This window comes from Nostoc sp. FACHB-892 (assembly GCF_014698795.1).
GTDB lineage: Bacteria > Cyanobacteriota > Cyanobacteriia > Cyanobacteriales > Nostocaceae > Nostoc.
On sequence record NZ_JACJTR010000002.1, the window covers coordinates 387,612 to 405,665 of the forward strand.

The following is an 18,054-nucleotide window of genomic DNA, read 5'->3' on the forward strand; positions in this document are numbered from 1 at the left end:
CAAATGACATTAACCGTTCGTGTAATTTCCCCAGATAAAACAGTCTGGGATGCCCCAGCTGAAGAAGTAGTTTTGCCTAGCACCACTGGTCAACTAGGTATCTTAACTGGACACGCACCACTTTTGACCGCTCTAGATACTGGTGTAATGCGAGTTCGCGGCGCGAAAAATCAGAATTGGGAAGCGATCGCTCTTTTGGGCGGCTTTGCCGAAGTCGAAGAAAATGAAGTGACAATTCTGGTTAATGGCGCTGAACGTGGCGACAAAATTAACCTTGATGAAGCCCGTACTGCTTACAACCAAGCAGAAGCGCGTCTAAGTCAAGTGTCAGCAGAGGATCGCCAAGCCCAAATCCAGGCAACTCAAGCCTTCAAACGCGCCCGCGCTCGGTTTCAAGCGGCTGGTGGTTTGGTCTAATTTAACTTTCTATTTCAAGTTTGTAGGTTGGGCAATGTCCAACCTACAAAGTATTTATGAAGAAGAACTTGCCCACCTTGTAGGTAGGGGAATTTTACTTTTACAACGTTATCGTTTAATCAAGCAGATTGGTAAAAAGGGATTCTATAAAACTCAGATTTGGCAACTGTTAGAAGATTTGTTGCCAGTTTTTCAATTTATTAGCGATCGCAACATCATCCACCGCGATATTAAACCCCAAAATATCATTCGTAGATCCCTAATTACAAAAAAAGGGGATTTCGTCGGTAAATTCAGTAGTATTTAGTCCCCAAGGAAAGCTTTTAGCCAGCGCTAGTCATAACAGAACAATTCGTTTGTGGCAGATACCTGCATTAGAAAGAGGCAGAAAAGCAGCAAGCAGGAAGCAGGGGGATATGAATAGTGCTGAGTTAAAAGACCACTCACAAGGGGCGGAGGACATTCCCGCTTTCCTTTTGCTCGCTTCCCCCTTGCCTCCTATTGAAAACCGCCCATGCTGTAGCTTGTTAGGCACCCTTTTGGGTCATGCATGGGCGGTTTTGACAGTCGCTTTTAGTCCTAATGGGAAAATTTTGGCGACGGGTAGTGATGATAACACTATTAAATTGTGGGAGGTAAACACTGGTCAGCTAATTAGCACACTTGTAGGCCATTCCTGGTCTGTGGTGGCTGTGGCTTTCACCGCCGATGGCAAAACGCTCCTGAGTGCAAGTTGGGACAAAACAGTTAAACTTTGGAGGGTAAGCACAGCAGAAGAGATTGTTACTCTCTCTGGTCATGTAGACTCAGTATCTGCTGTTGCTGTGAGCAAAGTTACACAATTAATTGCAAGTGGCAGCCGGGACAAGACTATCAAACTGTGGCAGCTTGTAGAACAGCACAATAGCTAATTTTGTAATATCAGGCGCTACCTGTGAAGGCAACTTCTGGAAATTTCAATTGAGCTTCTGCCATTGGACGGTTTCTGCCTTCCTCTTGCCAGTAGTTAATCACTTCTGTTGCTTTATTAAGCAACTCGACACGATCCACGTCAGTAATCCAATGTTTGGACTCTAATTCTTTTTTTAACTCTTCCCAGGCATCATTTCTGGGCCAAAAGAAGTACTTAGTCAAGGGACTTGTGCCTTTGCCGACAATTTGATCGACTGCTAGAGCAACGTTTTCGTCTAACCACAGAATTTTCAAAATAAACTTTGTCAATCACACCTCCGGGAATCTCCGGGCATTACTGAACTAGGATAGCGATCGCTTATTTTAACGCAATACCCTATCAAATGACCAAACAGTGATTGGATTGGACTAGCATAAGGTGTAGTCGGCGCTAACTACAAATGCTTATGACTGCCCAACTGCCCTAATCTCAAACCACCACATCTGGTTCAGATTTGTATGAGCAAGATTTTTACCTGAGTCATAATCTCACGTTTTATGATGATGTAAAACTCTTTTGCTTCTTACCTCATGACTCAACCAACTTCTGCAAAAGCGATCATTGTTTTTGATATTGATGGCGTTGTGCGCGATGTTAGCGGTTCCTATCGTCGGGCGATCGCAGATACCGTAGAATATTTTACCACCCAAGCATATCGTCCAACCCCACTAGATATTGACCAACTCAAGTCTGAAGGTGTGTGGAATAACGATTGGGAAGCATCAGAGGAATTAATTTACCGCTACTTTGAAACCCAAGGACAGAGCCGAGAACAACTGCAACTAGATTACAGTGCGATCGTTGCTTTTTTTCAATCGCGTTACCGAGGCTCAGATCCAAATAATTTTACAGGGTATATCTGTAATGAACCCTTATTATTACAACCTAGCTATTTAGAACAACTTACCCAAGCCGGGATTGCGTGGGGATTTTTTAGCGGTGCAACTCGTGCTTCCGCCAACTATGTATTAGAAAAACGCCTGGGTTTGGAATCTCCGGTGGTGATTGCGATGGAAGATGCACCAGGTAAACCTGACCCCACTGGACTTTTCGCTACAGTTCGTGAGTTAGATAATGGAATTGAGCAAAAATTAGCGATCGTATACGTAGGAGATACGGTAGCAGATATGTATACCGTTGAGAAAGCACGGGGTCTAGATTCTTCTTGCACTTGGCTTGGTGTAGGCGTTTTACCACCCCATGTGCAGGAAACAGCAGCGCGTAGTGATGCATACAGTGAGACACTAATAGCAGCAGGAGCAGTAGTAGTTTTGCGTAATGTGCAAGAATTGACTCCGAAGCAGATTCAAGAATTGGTAAGTTCATTTGCTTGATCTGTGGTCTAAGATTAATCAAGCTAGGGGTGCATGACTGGCTGATAACAATCTTGCTTTAATCATTGGGAGATTAATAAAAATGTCTGCGCTTAAACTGCCTAACGGTCCTCAAACTCACCCTTGGGTACAGACGTATCAGTGGCTAACTAATCCCTTAGAATACATGGAAGACTGTGCTAAACGCTATGGTGATATCTTCACTATTCGGATTGGCCCTGTTTTTACTCCGCAAGTATTCATTAGTAATCCCCAGGCGATTCAGCAGATTTTTACCACAGATCCCAAACAGTTAGATTCTGGTGCAGCAGCAGGTTCAGGAACGCCTTTATTGGGGCCAAATTCTTTACTATCCTTAGAAGGAAAACCTCACCAGCGCCAGCGTAAACTGCTGACACCTCCTTTACATGGGGAAAGAATGCAGGCTTATGGTGATTTAATTAGTGAGATCGCCAAGCAAGTAACTAGTGAGTGGCCAGTGGGGGAAACCTTTACAGTCTTGTCATCCATGCAAGAAATCTCCTTTCAAGTGATTTTGAAGGCTGTATTTGGTCTAAAGGAGGGACTTCGTTATGAAAAACTCAAAGAAATCCTGATTGCTATCCTGAATCCAAAAAGACCTATTTTGCGGGCAATATTCCTCTTGTTCCCATTATTACGGCAGGATTTAGGGCCTCGCAGTCCTTGGGGAAGTTATCTACGTTTGCGGCAGGAAATGGATGATCTCATCTATGCTGAAATACAAGAGAGGCGATCGCTTGCTGACGAGTCTCGAAGTGATATTCTGTCTTTAATGATGGCGGCTCGTGATGAAGCAGGTGAGCCGATGACAGACTTAGAATTACGTGATGAATTGATGACTTTGTTGGTTGCAGGTCATGAAACTACGGCTAGTTCTTTGGCATGGGCGCTGTACTGGATTCATCATCAGCCTGAAGTCCGTGAAAAACTGTTGCAAGAACTGGATAGCCTGGGTGATAACAAAGACCCAAACGCTATTTTCCGATTACCCTATTTGAATGCGGTTTGTTCAGAAACAATGCGTCTGTATCCGGTGGCGATGTTGGGATTAAATCGATTGGTCAAATCACCTCTAGAAATTGCAGGCTACAAATTTGACTCTGGTACTATATTAGTTCCTTGTATTTATTTGAGCCATCATCGAGAAGATTTATACCCCAATTCAAAGCAGTTTCAGCCGGATCGTTTTCTAGAACGCCAATTTACTCCATCTGAATATTTGCCCTTTGGTGGTGGTAATCGTCGCTGTATTGGCATGGCATTTGCCCTGTTTGAAATGAAACTAGTATTGGCAACTATACTATCTGATTGGCAAATGAAACTAGCTGATACACAGCCAGTACTGCCAGTTCGCAAAAGCTTCCTATTAGCACCAGGCGGTGGTGTACCAATGGTGGTAACTGGAAAGCCTCAGCAAAATCAGCGAGTTCTTGAGACTAACTTAGTGTAAAAAGTATCAGAATCAGGTGGGAGCGATCGCTTCGCTTCCCCTTTTATTTACCTGTTAATTACTGGATTTTCAAGAATTTATCCAAAGCTGTAACTAGGCTGGGAGGCCAACGGCGAATATTTTTTACCCAGTCGATATCTTTATAGCGGCTATCAAGTCCATAAGCTGCTACCCAGTTGCTTTCGGCTTCACCTTGTTCTCCATTTACCCAATATGCAGCTGTAAGGGCGGCACGAACATCAGCAAACTTGGAGTATTTACGGGCAATATTTCGCATTTCGCGGATTGCTTGCTCTTTTTGACCAGTTTCGTAGAGAGCAAGAGCATAGTTAGCACGGGCGAAGGCAAAATTTGGGGCTATCTCGTTAGATTTTTTGTAGTCTGCGATCGCATCTTCCCATTTTCCTAAACCTGTTTTGGCATTTCCCCGATTGTTATACGCCATCGCATCGTTAGGATCGAGTTCTAAGACATGATTGTAATCTGCGATCGCATCGTCCCATTTTCCTAACCCTTCCAACGCCGCACCCCGATTTAAATATGGATCGGTGACATTCGGTGCTAGTTCTATAGCTTTGTTATAATCTGCCAGCGCCTCTTGTAATTTGTTCTGACTCACCCGTGAATTTCCCCGGTTACTCCACGCCCCTGCATTAGTGGGAAATTGCTCAATAATCTTTGTCCAGTAAGTTTCAGCCGTCGCAAAATCACCTTGATTCGTCGCTGTAAACGCTTGATTTGCCCACTCATCGCCTTGTTTTAACTGTTCTTCAGTAATGGGCGGTTGAGATTGTGCCATGACTGGAGTACCCCAGCTAAACACAAGTAACAAACTGAGAAAAATACCAATCAACTTAATCATCTAGGTTTACCTGTGTCTATCTTGAAGATGGGGAGTAGGGAATAGGGAGTAGGGAGTGGGGGAAGACGGGGAGATAAGGGGAACAAGGCCAATAACCATACCCAATGCCCATTAACCATTCCCCACTCCCTACTCCCCACTCTTCATAATTACAATAATGACAATTGTTCATTAGGCGGCGTGAATCCTAAATGCTTATATGCAGCCTTTGTCGCCATTCTTCCACGATGAGTCCGAGTTAAATACCCAATCTGCATGAGGTAAGGTTCATATACCTCTTCAATTGTTTGGGTATCTTCACCCGTCGCTGCTGCCATTGTTTCTAACCCTACTGGCCCACCATTAAATTGTTCAATTAACACACTTAGCATCTGACGGTCTGTCCAATCTAAACCGCATGGATCTACTTGGAATAGTTGCAATGCCTCAGATGCAATGCTTTCATTAATCTCTCCAGACAACTTTACTTCCGCATAATCACGGACTCGCTTAAGTAATCTATTAGCAATTCGTGGCGTTCCGCGTGAACGACGGGCAATTTCTGTGGCACCATCTTCTGTAATAGGGGTTTTGAGTAATTGAGCGGTTCGCAATACAATTTGAGTCAGTTCGTCTACTTCGTAAAATCGGAGTTTTTGAATCAAACCGAAGCGATCGCGCAGTGGTGAAGTTAAAGCACCGACACGGGTTGTAGCACCCACTAAGGTAAACTTTGACAGAGGCAAACTTCTAATCCGAGCGCTAGAACCCTTACCAATAGTAATATCTAAGCGATAATCTTCCATCGCTGGATAGAGAATTTCCTCTGTCATCCGTGAGAGGCGATGAATTTCATCCACAAATAAAATATCTCCTGGTTTCATGTTCACCAGTAGCCCAACAATATCCCGTGGACGTTCTAGGGCTGGCGCACTGGTAATTTTGTAATTTACCCCCATTTCCGATGCTAAAATCATTGCCATTGTAGTTTTGCCCAATCCCGGCGGCCCATACAGCAGCAAGTGATCCAACACCTCACCACGAGACTTGGCTGCTTTGATGGCAATATCTAGCACATCCTTTAAATCTTTTTGCCCAATGTAATCAGCAAATCGGTGCGGTCGAATACCCTCTTCCTGCTGTTCTTGTTCATCAATAGCAGCTTCAGGCTGCAAAATATTTTCTGTAGAAGGTGTCCTCGCCGACTCTCGACGCTGCTTTGGTTCTCCGTTGGGTTCTGGAGGCTGTTTTTTCGAGGAGATTATCGCCATAATTCAGCTATCTACTTTTAAGGGACTAGGGAGTGGGGAGTGGGGAGTGGGGAGTAAAGAAGGGAATAGGTTACAGGTGACAGGGTACAGATTATTCTCTATAACCTTTACCCTGTCACCTCTTTCCTAATCCCAATGCCCCATGCGCGTGAAAATTTTCGTTTGGAAATACCCGCGCCAATTTAAAATTTAAATTCCGGTCAATTACCCAGAAGTACAAAAGTTATTATGTTATCTAAAAGAATCTTACCGTGCTTAGATGTGAAGGCGGGACGGGTTGTAAAAGGAGTTAACTTTGTAAATCTCCAAGATGCAGGCGATCCGGTAGAGCTGGCAAAGGTTTACAACGAAGCCGGTGCTGATGAGTTAGTATTTCTGGATATTACAGCTACTCATGAAGACCGAGCTACTATTTTAGATGTGGTCTACCGGACTGCTGAACAGGTCTTTATTCCATTGACTGTGGGTGGTGGCATCCAATCCTTAGAAAATGTTAAAGCTTTGTTACGAGCAGGCGCAGATAAGGTTAGTATTAATTCTGCGGCGGTGCGTGATCCAGACTTGATTAATCGGGCAAGCGATCGCTTTGGTAATCAGTGCATAGTTGTTGCTATTGATGCCAGACGCAGAAATAACCCGGAGAATCCAGGTTGGGATGTGTATGTGCGGGGTGGCAGAGAAAATACAGGCTTAGATGCTCTACTTTGGGCACAAGATGTTGAAAAACGGGGGGCCGGTGAACTGCTAGTCACAAGTATGGATGCTGATGGAACCCAAGCCGGGTATGACATCGAGATCACACGGGCAATTGCCGATGCTGTAGAAATTCCAGTCATTGCTTCTGGTGGTGCAGGTAATTGTGAACATATCTACACAGCCTTAACTGAAGGCAAAGCTGAAGCAGCATTACTCGCATCCCTGTTACATTACGGACAATTAAGCGTAGCAGAAATCAAAAATTATTTGCGCGATCGCAATGTACCAGTAAGAACATTATCTTAAACCACAATTTACTGTTTAATGACATCTATCTAGGGTTAGCTACACTTCCTGAAAAGGGTGTTAATATTATTTTATAAGTATTAACAAATATTAAAAAATATGTTGCTTCCTATATTACTTTTTGATGTAGCCTTGGTAGCGTGGTCGCTGCACTTAATGGAAAGAGCCTACGAGAGTAAAGAATTTTCTTTAATGTTGGCTGGTACATTGGTTGCTCTGGCTGCTGCTGCCATGTTAGTAGTTTACTTCTTGATGGGGCACTGTATGACCTATTTGTTACAAGTGTCGTTGTGAATGCTGAGTGGTAGAGAAAATATTAAAAATTTAGTTTCCAAAAAAAGCTTGACAAGGTAGTAACAATTAAGCGATTATGTATAATGGATTTTAAGGGGTTATAGCGCAGTTGGTAGCGCACCTCAATGGCATTGAGGGGGTCAGCGGTTCGAATCCGCTTAGCTCCATTCTTGAAGCACAAAGCCTTCCCATTAGCGGAAAGGCTTTGAAAATGTTAAGAGAGTTTTATTTTCTGTCTACCTAGCTAGTTTGGAAAGTTGGAGTGATAGAGACTGTAAGGGTTTTATGGGGCAATTTGTGGTTGCTGTAAGAACTCTAACCAATCTCATAGCACTTCTTCAACTTCATACTCATCAGTATCAATGATTTGTGCGATCGCTCCTTCTTCCTCTGTATCCTTTGCGGTTTCGACAATATTAACTTTGCAACCATATTAATAACTAAAACCATAGATGCTTGGATCTTAAAATATAGGCATCTATGGTATAGAAATGTATAGAATCTTGTAAAGATATAAAATATAGTTCTTAAATGCACACATTTCTAGCTTCTTCCTCAATGCAGCTGTCTGTACCACCAAATCACTTTCAGCCAATGAAAATTGTCGCGCTGGGGGACAGCTTAATTTATGGATTCGGCGATCCGGAAAAGGGAGGCTGGATCGAGCAACTACGGCGATGGTGGATGTTGCCAGATAGTGCGGGTCATGTTCTTTATAATTTAGGGGTAAGAGGCGATCGCACGCAACAAGTAGCCCAACGGCTAGAAGTTGAGTTCCGCCACCGGGGTGAACTGCGAAATCGTGTCCCCGACTTGATTATTTTATCAGTAGGCGTGAATGACTCAGCGCGGTTGGCGCGTCCCGATGGTCGAAGTTACACAGATTTTACATTGTTTGAAAAAGAAATTGCTTCTCTGCTAGATTTAGCACAGCAACTATGTCCTGTGTTATTTGTGGGCATGGTGCCAGTGGATGAAGCCAAGATGCCATTTTTAGATTGTTTTTACTATAATCATGCCGATCAGTACCGCTACAAAGAAGCAACTCGAATTGCTTGTACCAAACGGCAGATTCCCTATTTAGATATTTTTGAGCAATGGATGGAACGCGGTGAAAATTGGCGGCTTAAACGCTTGAGTGAAGATGGTCTTCATCCCAATACACTAGGTTATCAAGCTTTGTTAGAAGATGTGATCAATTGGGATGCGATCGCAACTTACCATTCTAAATTTGATTACCACCTTAAGGGATCGTAATTAGATAAATATCTTAATGTCTTTAGGGCTAACCTAATATTCTCCTATCTCCCATCCTTACAAAAAGCACTACAATAGTGCTGAATTTTTAAATCCATCTTTTCCCTATTTTATATTCAGTACTTTTATGACACCAACTTTATTTGGTCGTTGGCAAACTCGATTATTATTACTTGCGACGGTGGGTGTAATTGTGTCTTTGCCTTTTGCAATGGGTTTGATTGGTTCTAGCACTAACTCAGTTTATTTTTGGATACTTGGTTATGTCGCCATCCTTGGCTTAGGTTGGGATGTACTTTATAACTATCTTCAAAAATTCCGATGGGACAGGGATTGGCCAGCAGCTTATCAACTTTTAGCTGGTATATGGGAATTAGTATTTGTATTCTGCGGAATAAAACTGTTTGGCTTTTTACCAATACCTTTACCTAAAGAAGAACTACCGTTAGTAGTTTTTTTATTGCACTATAGCGTCGTGTGGCTAGCAGTTTTTATTAGTTCACAAAGTTTGATGCGAATTATCTTTCCCCGTTGGCGTTTTCGCGGTGGGGAATGCTTGTAAAACCTCAAACCCTTCAAATATTCAATTTGTTTTCACCTAGTAGGGGCATCAATTAGCCATCCAACTCAAGGTTCCTCCTCCAATTAACGGTTGGTATCGTCTAAGATTATGCCCACATAATTAGTTATGCTAACCACAATTATTATACCCCTCCTCGCTTGCGGGGAGGGGATACAAAGCGTAGCTTTGGCGGGGTGGGGTTTTCTGGGTTTAATAATTAATCAAGCAGACATGATATAACCCCATCCCGATAATTTGCCGAACTGGGAAAAATCGGATAATCTGACGTTAAACATTTAACAATCCGATATTTACTTAAATACCTTTGTATTATCGGCAAACGCTAACGCCGATACTGACGAAAAGCACTCTCTGGCAGGCATCTTCAGAAATCAACAGTTAAATTTATGTGGAAAAGTTGGCAGATCAATCCTTTGTAATATTCTTCGCCCGAAAAAGATAATTGAATTAGGGATTGGAGAGTAGGGATTGGAAGGGCGAATTAAACAGCAATGTGAGCGCATTGTATGGGTTTCATGGAGCAAATAAAAAGAATGAATCAGGGATTAAAGACTAGGCAATTCTACCAATGGCGCAAGCAGCTATTTAGCATCAGTCTATTAGGTTTTTGTGCAGCGATCGCCCTCGAAACTTGCACTACTGCTGCTACACCAGTGGCAAAGCTAGATAATTGGCGTTTTTCCCCCAAAACACAGCAACTCGAAATCACCCTCTCAGCAGGCACAACCCCTCGTTATTTCTACCTTACCGAACCCTCTCGGCTTGTTGTAGATTTACCGAATACTAAGTTGGGCAAAGTTACAACACAACAAAATTATTCTGGAGCAATTAAAACTATTCGCGTTTCTCAATTGAACGAGAACGACACACGCATTGTCCTAGACTTAGCACCAGGAACTGTTTTTAATCCTAAAAAGGTACAACTGCAACCCGTTTTCCCAAAAAACTCTACTCGTTGGGTGTTTCGTCCGGTTATTTCTGGTAAAACTACTGCCGTGAAACCAGGAAAGTCCCAACCTTCACCCAAGAAACAACCTCAAACACCCCAAAAGCCGCCTAGTAACCCACCGATAACCACTACTAATCCACAACTACCCTTACTCACAGTTCCGCCTCCATCCAATGAACTGCCCTCAACAATTACTACTAACTCAGGACAGCCTTTTGTCACTGTTCCTCCCCTAACTCCTAATATATCCTCTCAACAACCTAGTCTGATTCTTCCCCCTCCGTCTTTCCCAAATCAACCCGGTAACTTGAATAACATTCCTCCTTTCGGTATGTCGGAATTCCCAGTTCCAACAATCCGCAATGCTCCCAATCCCCAGGTGATAGAGTTTGGTCAACCCCTTCCTAAAAATAAATAGTGGGGAGTGGGGGGATGAGGGAGCAGGGGAAGCAGGAGGAGAAGAATAACTAATGCCCAATGCCCAATGCCCCATTCCCCATTCCCAAATCTAAAATCTATCAGTTTCCTGAGGTGTTCCAACTGCTCCTGGTTGAGCCGTAAAGAAGTTTTGAGCAGCTTCATTTTGATATATACACCTAATATCAGGTTGGCCACTGTCCAAGTTACCTGTGAATCCAAAGGTATTCAGGCGATTTTTGCAATCTCTTACCTGATCGGATGTCACCAGCTTACGGTTCTCTAAAAGCGCCCAGTTATTTTGTCTGATTACGCATCCAGGACGCATACTCGGCTGGGCAACATAAACATTAAAAGGGTTGAGAGTAACGAACAGTCTAGCGTCCATCACCATTGCGCTGGCTCCATACTGCACACAAATTTCCGGGTTTGGTGCTTTGGTATCAATGAATTCACGAGAAGCCACATTTGATGGGGCCAACGTAGTTGTAGAACTAAAAGCAATGCCAATCCCAATTCCCAAAATCAACACCCCTCCCATAATTGCAATGGTGAAGAGGTTAAACATTGGGGATTGAAAAATAGAGGGTTTAGAAGTAGTAGCCGATCTACCAGTGGGTTTACGTCTCATTGTTGCTTAATCACCTTCACGCCGATTTGGCAGGGAGTGGTCTAAAGTTTTCTCCCTCTTTCAGTATGCCTATTCTTGACTGTAATTGTCTGCAAGTTTGAGGGCAGTATTGTTCTTAAATGATAAAAATATAACGCTTTATAATCACATGAGATACATCAGAGCAAACTCCTCGCTTGCAGGGAGGGGATTAGGGGTGCAGTTCTTGTACCCCACTCAACCAAGAACCGCTATAAAAACTTATCTAGATATATGGACAGAATTTCAACCTTATCGGTTATTGTTTCCATCTTAAAGAATTGGTGAGTATTTTTATTTATTTGCCAATTTAGGGTACTGTTATTGGCTTTGTGCTTCACATGGAAATCACAAAGTAACTCTCTTTAAAGCTCGATATTTTATTAACCAATAATAGCATATTTTTGATGTTTATCATAGATTGGCTTAATTCAATTTTCACAAATGATGCAGTCAGAATGCTTGGATTATCTAGCTTTTTATTCGTAATTTTGCGGAAAGTCTGAGTGGAGGAAACCTGTGCTTATAACTTTCCAAGACAAATTTTTCGTATTCTTCTTAGATATTTTGCTTACCTCTAGTAATTAATATGGTGGTTCTGGTTTACGTGAGGTACAACCGTAAGGACACGGCAGTGCCGCGTCCGTACACCTCGCAACGTAATGTTGTACTGCATCTGAATGGGAAACGCTATATGTCAAACAATGTAAATTAAAATTTAAGTAAGTTTTAATAATTAATTAGAAGCAAGTGGCATCTCAAAGAGCGTTATTCTCAACAAGCAAGAAGTTCAAAACTTCGCAACTTCAAATCCTTCTAGCTGATAGTCTGACTATTTTTTGGGGAGATTGGTTAGATTTACGTATTAGAATTGTGCAAATTGCTGCATCAGGCTTAATATCCCCACTGATATATATTTTAGCTTTTGGCTTGGGTTTAGGTAGTTCCATCAAACCCGGATCAGGGATTAGTGGTAATTATAACAACTATTTAGAATTCATATTACCGGGGATGGTGGCGCTATCGTCGATGACGATTAGCTTTGGTGGAACGACATTTTCGATTTGTGGAGATAGATTATTTACTAAAACCTTCGAGGAATTATTGTTAACTCCCATACACCCCTTAGCGTTGCATATCGGAAAAATGCTGGCGGGAGTAGTGCGAGGGTTGATGACATCTGGTTCCGTAATTTTGGTCGCGGTATTATTGACTGGAAACTGGAATTTTCTCAACCCGCTATTTTTACTGTTGGTAATACTGAATTGTTCAGTATTTGCTGGGTTAGGGGTGATTGTGGGGTTGAGTGTGCGATCGCTTGAATCAGTCGGACTCTACAACAACTTTATAATTATCCCTATGTCTTTCTTAGGGGCAACCTTCTTTGACCCTAGTACATTACCAGCTGCCTTGAAAGTCGTCGTTTACCTATTACCCTTAACCTATGCCAGCATCGGACTACGTGCAGTTGCTCATTTACCCTTATCCCAGTTTCCTTGGTACAGCATACCGATTTTGCTGATGATTGCGATCGCACTTTCACTGTGGGGTGCTTATAAATTCGCTCACCAACAGGATTAAAGCCTTAATTACAACCTATGCTTTAACAGTTTCTGCAACAAATTCCAGAACTTATGCCGATCCGCCCTGCTACAAAAGCTGACGTACCCGCAGTTTTACCAATGGTTACCAAAATTTGTGCTTTGCACGAGTCTTGGGATTCCGCTAAGTATGGTTTTCTGCCGAATCCAGAACAGCGTTATGAACAATGGTTGACACGGTTGACAAATAGCGAACGCAGCATATTTCTAGTATCTGAAGATGAAGGGAAACTTGTAGCTTTTCTGGTAGCAACGATTGAGCGAGAAATACCAATTTATCGGTTACAGGAATTTGCTTTTATTCACGATATCTGGGTTGAGCCGGAATATCGCCAAAACGGAATTGCGCGGCAGATGGTGATGTTAACTATTGAACGCTTTCATCAAATGGGCGTTAAGCAAATTCGTCTAGATACAGCAGTTGTTAACGAAGCTTCACGGCGATTGTTTGCATCTTGTGGCTTTCGACTCAGCATTATTGAAATGCTGATTGAATTAAGTCATTAGTCATCAGCAAATGACTAATGACTAATGACAAAGGACTAACTAGCTAACAGAGTTTTTTCGAGAGAAGTCCAACGGAAAGCGCGATCGCCCCCTCTCTCAATCACTACTCTCACTCGTGGTTCTAGCTGAGGCAAATTCGCTAAATACTCAAGTTCCTGATTGGAAAGAATATGCCCTTCAATAATCCACAAAACCAGCCCCTTTGACTTTGGTGGTAGCTGTTCTAGATGAGAATTGATAACTGGGGGTAAATAGTATACATAACCTACTGCCGCACCACTACCATTACTTTTTTTACCAAGATGAGGAGGTCTGACTCCATGAACTCTTGTAAGATACGCAGCTACGTCGCCCAGTCCTCTGGCGGTAATGTGAAGGGTAGTATAGCCAGCTGCGCGTAGTCGGCGCTGATATCGACCTTCATAACCCCCTTCCAGAGGTACATACACCCCAAGAGCGCCAAATTTTTCTAGATCGCGGATTAAACCGTTGCCAGTGGTAATTAGTGCCATAGATTTTCGTCTTGTCCCACTTAGATATCTCTATTATTTACCCTGAACCGATAGATTAAAAGCATTTTCTTTGGGCATGGGGCATAGTTATTCTCCGTAACATTCTGTCTCCTCTGCCTCCCCTGCTCCCCCTGCTCCCCTGCTTCTTCCCCACTCCCCAAAAATAACTCTATAAATTACTAGACAAACATAAATAAATAATTTATATTATTAGATTGTGACTAAAAACGCAATTTAGGCTGCCTTCTTACTGCCATTCTGAGGTAGTGTTAGCATGATAAGCTGATAACTCAATCTAGATTGGATAATCTAACTTAGATTGAGCTATAGACTGGTAAACTAAGAAAGCTTTCAGGTCAACAATGGAGCTTATGGACGAACAACCAAAGCCGATCCTAAGCTCCAGGGTAAGTTTACTTCTGTGCCTCTCAAAGGTAGGCAAAATCTTAAACAATAGTTTAAGGTATTTAAGGAAGTATAAACTGAGCAGCAATGTGGTTTCATGGCATTACGTCAGTCTCAGTTAACGGATACTGGGCGGTAAAAACTGCTTAAGTCCAACTGCAACAGGGCAGTAGCCAGCCTCTGGGAAGCCGTCTCATGGGCGTCTAAAAATCGGAAAACCCGCCGACAGCGCTGCCTCCAGAAAGTGCCAGAGCAATTGCTTGGACGAAAGCATTGCTGCACACAGCTTTAAGCTGTAGCGCCTTGCATTGATTCCAGAAGTTACTCCTTCCCAACGGGAAGGGAATTGTAGCTGTTCTGGTGATCTATTGAGTGAAGCTAAACAGATTCACCAAGCAGTACGGACACGGTTTGTTGTGTCCGAAAGCATTTGGACTGGTTTACTAAACCATCCAAATTTCGCAGGCTAACCAGCCTAAACTGATGCGTACAAAGCGTGTCCTCTAGAGTCCAATTCCAAGGTCAGCAAGTAGAAAGGAGAACCAGTTACTGTGTCTGTAGGTATTCTCGGCACCAAGCTGGGCATGACTCAAATATTTGACGAAGCAGGAGTAGCTATTCCTGTGACTGTCATTCAAGCAGGGCCATGCACCGTAACACAAGTTAAAACAAAACAAACCGACGGTTACTTTGCCATTCAAGTTGGTTATGGCGAAGTTAAACCCAAGTCACTCAACAGACCATTACTGGGTCATTTGGCTAAATCATCTGCCCCAGCATTACGTCACCTAAATGAATATCACACCGAAAGTTCTGGTGATTATGCTTTAGGTCAAGAGATTAAAGCAGATATTTTTAGCGCAGGTCAGATTGTCGATGTAGTTGGCACAAGCATCGGTCGCGGCTTTGCGGGTAACCAGAAGCGGAACAACTTTGGTCGCGGGCCCATGTCACATGGTTCCAAAAACCACAGAGCGCCCGGTTCTATTGGTGCTGGTACAACACCAGGTCGTGTCTATCCAGGTAAGCGGATGGCAGGGCGTTTAGGTGGCAAACGTATCACAATCCGTAAGCTGACCATAGTGCGAGTTGATGCAGAACGCAACTTATTACTTATTAAAGGAGCAATTCCTGGTAAACCGGGCGCTCTAGTAAGTATTTTGCCTGCAAAAGTAGTGGGATAGTCAAAAGTCATTAGTCAAACGTCATTAGTCATTAGTCATTGGCTAAAGACAAATGGCATAAAGACAAATGACAAATGACCAATGACAAAGGACAAATAATAAAGATGGTTGAAAGCGTAGTTAAAAATTGGCAAGGAGAACAGGTCGGCGAGACGACCTTCGAGTTGCGCGTTGCCAAGGAAGAAACAGCGTCTCATATTGTGCACCGCGCCTTAGTACGGCAATTGACTAATGCTCGTCAAGGAAATGCCAGTACAAAAACTCGTTCAGAAGTCAGAGGCGGTGGCCGTAAACCTTGGCGACAAAAAGGTACTGGTCGCGCTCGTGCAGGTTCTATTCGTTCACCACTGTGGCGTGGTGGTGGTGTAATCTTTGGGCCAAAGCCCAGAGACTTCAACCTCAAGTTGAACCGCAAAGAGCGACGTTTGGCACTGCGGACAGCATTTGTAAGCCGCATTGACGACTTAATCGTAGTAGAAGAATTTAGCAGCGAGTTATCTCGCCCCAAGACTAAAGACTTAGTGGCAGCGCTTGCCCGTTGGGGAGTAGTACCAGAGAGCAAGTCCCTGTTAATTTTGTCTGAAATTGCGGATACAGATAATGTTTATTTGTCAGCCCGCAACATTGAAAATTTAAAACTAATTGCAGCCGACCAGCTAAATATTTTTGATTTACTGCACGCTGACAAAATTGTAGTTACGGCATCAGCCCTAGAAAAAATCCAGGAGGTCTACAGTGCCTAGCTTTGACCCCCGTGACCTTGCCGACTTAGTACGTCGCCCAATCGTCACCGAGAAAGCGACCATCTTAATGGAGCAGAATAAGTACACCTTTGAAGTAATTCCAAAGGCATCTAAGCCAGAAATCAAGGCTGCGATCGAAGACTTGTTTCAGGTCAAGGTTGTAAAAGTCAACACCAACTTACCACCACGTAAAAAGCGGCGCGTTGGTAAATTTATTGGTTATAAGCCTCAATATAAGCGAGCTATTGTTACAGTCGCACCTGGGGATGAAGACAAGATTAGACAAGTTCTATTCCCAGAAGTTTAACAAAGTTATGAGTTAGGAGTTAAGAGTTACTAAACTCAAAACTCAGCACTCAGCACGGGCTAAACACCCCGCTAACGCTATCAGCACTCAGCACTTAAAAATATGGGTACTCGTTCTTATCGCCCTTATACCCCCAGCACTCGCCAAGTTACAGTTTCTGACTTTGCGGAGATCACAAAAACCGAGCCAGAAAAATCCCTAACTACCTCGAAGCATCGCGCCAAAGGTCGGAATAATACTGGGCGGATTACCAGTCGTCGCCGGGGTGGCGGACACAAACAACTTTACCGGATCATCGATTTTAAAAGGGATAAGCATAATATTCCTGCCAAAGTCGCAGCAGTTGAATACGATCCTAACCGCAATGCCCGAATTGCCCTTTTGTATTACCAAGATGGCGAAAAACGGTATATCCTTCATCCCAACGGATTGAAAGTTGGAACAATAATTATTTCTGGGCCTGAAGCTCCCTTTGAAGATGGTAATGCTTTACCTCTCTCAAGGATTCCCTTGGGTACTGGTGTTCACAACGTAGAACTGACTCCTGGCAAAGGTGGTCAAATTGTGCGTGCTGCTGGTGCTAGCGCTCAAGTTGTAGCAAAAGAAGGTAATTATGTAACTCTCAAGTTGCCATCAGGAGAAGTCCGCTTGATTCGGCGCGAATGCTACGCCACCATTGGGCAAGTAGGCAACACCGATGCGAGAAACTTGAGTGCAGGTAAAGCCGGACGAAATCGTTGGAAAGGTCGCCGTCCTAAGGTTAGGGGTAGCGTCATGAACCCAGTGGATCACCCACATGGTGGTGGTGAGGGTAGGGCACCTATCGGTAGATCAGGGCCTGTTACACCTTGGGGTAAACCCACATTGGGCGCGAAGACACGCAATCGCAAGAAACTGAGCAGCAAATTGATTATCCGTCGTCGCCGTAAGTCTTCCAAACGCGGTCGCGGTGGTCGTGAGTCTTAAAGAGTTAGGAGTTATGAGTTAAGAGTTATAAGTTGAGAGTAAAATCTAACTCCTAATTCCTCACTCCTCACTCCTCACTCCTAATTCCTAAATCCTAAATCCAAAATTGAACTATGGGTCGTTCTCTAAAAAAAGGTCCTTTCGTTGCGGATCATCTCCTAAAAAAAATTGAAAAGCTCAACGACAACAACAGAAAAGAAGTTATTAAAACTTGGTCAAGAGCTTCGACAATTTTGCCTCTAATGGTAGGTCATACCATAGCTGTTCACAACGGACGCCAACACGTTCCAGTTTTTGTAAATGAACAGATGGTAGGACACAAGTTGGGTGAATTTGCCCCGACACGCACCTACAGGGGTCATGGAAAAAGTGACAAGAAAGCAGGTAGGTAG

Annotated in this window: 22 protein-coding genes and 1 tRNA gene; 18 read left to right on the forward strand and 5 right to left on the reverse strand. The window is 43.3% G+C overall.

Annotated elements, in window-relative coordinates; all coding sequences use genetic code 11:
- Window positions 1-3: 3 nt before the first annotated feature.
- The 3 genes from atpC to H6G96_RS04405 all read left to right on the forward strand — a co-directional run bounded on the left by atpC (window position 4) and on the right by H6G96_RS04405 (window position 1,328).
- On the forward strand, window positions 4-417 hold the full coding sequence (atpC, locus tag H6G96_RS04395) for an ATP synthase F1 subunit epsilon (protein WP_190910310.1): 414 nt from the start codon (window positions 4-6) through the stop codon (window positions 415-417).
- A 34-nt stretch (window positions 418-451) separates the two neighbouring features.
- On the forward strand, window positions 452-724 hold the full coding sequence (locus tag H6G96_RS04400) for a hypothetical protein (protein ID WP_190910311.1): 273 nt from the start codon (window positions 452-454) through the stop codon (window positions 722-724).
- A 109-nt stretch (window positions 725-833) separates the two neighbouring features.
- On the forward strand, window positions 834-1,328 hold the full coding sequence (locus tag H6G96_RS04405; protein WP_242063163.1) for a hypothetical protein: 495 nt from the start codon (window positions 834-836) through the stop codon (window positions 1,326-1,328).
- A 10-nt stretch (window positions 1,329-1,338) separates the two neighbouring features.
- Here the strand turns inward: H6G96_RS04405 and H6G96_RS04410 are convergent, their stop codons facing one another.
- Window positions 1,339-1,638 carry a 30S ribosomal protein PSRP-3 gene (locus H6G96_RS04410; protein WP_069071048.1) on the reverse strand — a complete coding sequence of 100 codons (300 nt, stop codon included), beginning with the start codon at window positions 1,636-1,638 and terminating at the stop codon, window positions 1,339-1,341.
- Window positions 1,639-1,899: 261 nt separating this feature from the next.
- Between H6G96_RS04410 and H6G96_RS04415 the strand changes: the two genes are divergently transcribed.
- Window positions 1,900-2,703 carry a TIGR01548 family HAD-type hydrolase gene (locus tag H6G96_RS04415; RefSeq protein WP_190910312.1) on the forward strand — a complete coding sequence of 268 codons (804 nt, stop codon included), beginning with the start codon at window positions 1,900-1,902 and terminating at the stop codon, window positions 2,701-2,703.
- A gap of 82 nt (window positions 2,704-2,785) precedes the next feature.
- The gene (locus H6G96_RS04420; protein ID WP_190910313.1) at window positions 2,786-4,174 is read left to right on the forward strand and encodes a cytochrome P450; all 1,389 of its coding nucleotides are present in this window, start codon (window positions 2,786-2,788) and stop codon (window positions 4,172-4,174) included.
- Window positions 4,175-4,232: 58 nt separating this feature from the next.
- Here the strand turns inward: H6G96_RS04420 and H6G96_RS04425 are convergent, their stop codons facing one another.
- Both H6G96_RS04425 and ruvB read right to left on the reverse strand, forming a co-directional pair.
- A complete protein-coding gene (locus H6G96_RS04425; protein WP_190910314.1) occupies window positions 4,233-5,036 on the reverse strand; it encodes a tetratricopeptide repeat protein in 804 nt (267 codons plus the stop codon).
- A 149-nt stretch (window positions 5,037-5,185) separates the two neighbouring features.
- Window positions 5,186-6,286, reverse strand: coding sequence for a Holliday junction branch migration DNA helicase RuvB (gene ruvB / locus H6G96_RS04430; RefSeq protein WP_190910315.1), 1,101 nt, complete (start codon window positions 6,284-6,286; stop codon window positions 5,186-5,188).
- Between the two features lie 228 nt (window positions 6,287-6,514).
- Here ruvB and hisF point away from each other — a divergent pair, with 228 nt between their 5' ends.
- The 6 genes from hisF to H6G96_RS04460 all read left to right on the forward strand — a co-directional run bounded on the left by hisF (window position 6,515) and on the right by H6G96_RS04460 (window position 10,789).
- On the forward strand, window positions 6,515-7,288 hold the full coding sequence (gene hisF / locus H6G96_RS04435; protein WP_190910316.1) for an imidazole glycerol phosphate synthase subunit HisF: 774 nt from the start codon (window positions 6,515-6,517) through the stop codon (window positions 7,286-7,288).
- A 99-nt stretch (window positions 7,289-7,387) separates the two neighbouring features.
- Entirely contained in the window at window positions 7,388-7,582 is a 195-nt protein-coding gene (locus tag H6G96_RS04440; RefSeq protein WP_100901219.1) for a hypothetical protein, read from the forward strand.
- Between the two features lie 94 nt (window positions 7,583-7,676).
- A tRNA-Ala gene (locus H6G96_RS04445) sits at window positions 7,677-7,749 on the forward strand.
- Window positions 7,750-8,113: 364 nt separating this feature from the next.
- Window positions 8,114-8,839, forward strand: coding sequence for a GDSL-type esterase/lipase family protein (locus H6G96_RS04450; protein ID WP_190910317.1), 726 nt, complete (start codon window positions 8,114-8,116; stop codon window positions 8,837-8,839).
- 127 nt (window positions 8,840-8,966) lie between these two features.
- Complete coding sequence (locus H6G96_RS04455) at window positions 8,967-9,401, forward strand: hypothetical protein (protein ID WP_190910318.1); 435 nt, start codon at window positions 8,967-8,969, stop codon at window positions 9,399-9,401.
- A gap of 554 nt (window positions 9,402-9,955) precedes the next feature.
- Window positions 9,956-10,789 (forward strand): AMIN domain-containing protein, encoded by an 834-nt coding sequence (locus H6G96_RS04460; RefSeq protein WP_190910319.1) that lies wholly within the window; start codon window positions 9,956-9,958, stop codon window positions 10,787-10,789.
- Between the two features lie 90 nt (window positions 10,790-10,879).
- On the opposite strand, the gene H6G96_RS04465 is transcribed toward H6G96_RS04460, so the two are convergent.
- Window positions 10,880-11,419 carry a DUF3172 domain-containing protein gene (locus tag H6G96_RS04465; RefSeq protein ID WP_012410728.1) on the reverse strand — a complete coding sequence of 180 codons (540 nt, stop codon included), beginning with the start codon at window positions 11,417-11,419 and terminating at the stop codon, window positions 10,880-10,882.
- Between the two features lie 768 nt (window positions 11,420-12,187).
- Between H6G96_RS04465 and H6G96_RS04470 the strand changes: the two genes are divergently transcribed.
- The gene (locus H6G96_RS04470) at window positions 12,188-13,018 is read left to right on the forward strand and encodes an ABC transporter permease (protein ID WP_190910320.1); all 831 of its coding nucleotides are present in this window, start codon (window positions 12,188-12,190) and stop codon (window positions 13,016-13,018) included.
- Window positions 13,019-13,071: 53 nt separating this feature from the next.
- The gene (locus H6G96_RS04475; protein ID WP_190910321.1) at window positions 13,072-13,545 is read left to right on the forward strand and encodes a GNAT family N-acetyltransferase; all 474 of its coding nucleotides are present in this window, start codon (window positions 13,072-13,074) and stop codon (window positions 13,543-13,545) included.
- A gap of 35 nt (window positions 13,546-13,580) precedes the next feature.
- Here H6G96_RS04475 and H6G96_RS04480 read toward each other — a convergent pair whose 3' ends face one another.
- Window positions 13,581-14,057: an NAD(P)H-quinone oxidoreductase subunit N gene (locus H6G96_RS04480; protein ID WP_190727946.1), complete on the reverse strand. Its 477-nt coding sequence runs from the start codon at window positions 14,055-14,057 to the stop codon at window positions 13,581-13,583.
- 956 nt (window positions 14,058-15,013) lie between these two features.
- Between H6G96_RS04480 and rplC the strand changes: the two genes are divergently transcribed.
- The 5 genes from rplC (at window position 15,014) to rpsS (ending at window position 18,054) form a co-directional block, all read left to right on the forward strand.
- Window positions 15,014-15,646: a 50S ribosomal protein L3 gene (gene rplC, locus H6G96_RS04485; protein WP_190910322.1), complete on the forward strand. Its 633-nt coding sequence runs from the start codon at window positions 15,014-15,016 to the stop codon at window positions 15,644-15,646.
- Window positions 15,647-15,750: 104 nt separating this feature from the next.
- Window positions 15,751-16,389, forward strand: coding sequence for a 50S ribosomal protein L4 (gene rplD / locus H6G96_RS04490; RefSeq protein WP_190727987.1), 639 nt, complete (start codon window positions 15,751-15,753; stop codon window positions 16,387-16,389).
- Window positions 16,382-16,696, forward strand: coding sequence for a 50S ribosomal protein L23 (locus H6G96_RS04495; RefSeq protein WP_012410723.1), 315 nt, complete (start codon window positions 16,382-16,384; stop codon window positions 16,694-16,696). Before rplD ends, H6G96_RS04495 begins: the two co-directional genes overlap by 8 nt.
- Window positions 16,697-16,798: 102 nt before the next feature.
- Complete coding sequence (gene rplB / locus H6G96_RS04500; protein WP_100901241.1) at window positions 16,799-17,662, forward strand: 50S ribosomal protein L2; 864 nt, start codon at window positions 16,799-16,801, stop codon at window positions 17,660-17,662.
- 113 nt (window positions 17,663-17,775) lie between these two features.
- Window positions 17,776-18,054 carry a 30S ribosomal protein S19 gene (gene rpsS / locus H6G96_RS04505; RefSeq protein WP_012410721.1) on the forward strand — a complete coding sequence of 93 codons (279 nt, stop codon included), beginning with the start codon at window positions 17,776-17,778 and terminating at the stop codon, window positions 18,052-18,054.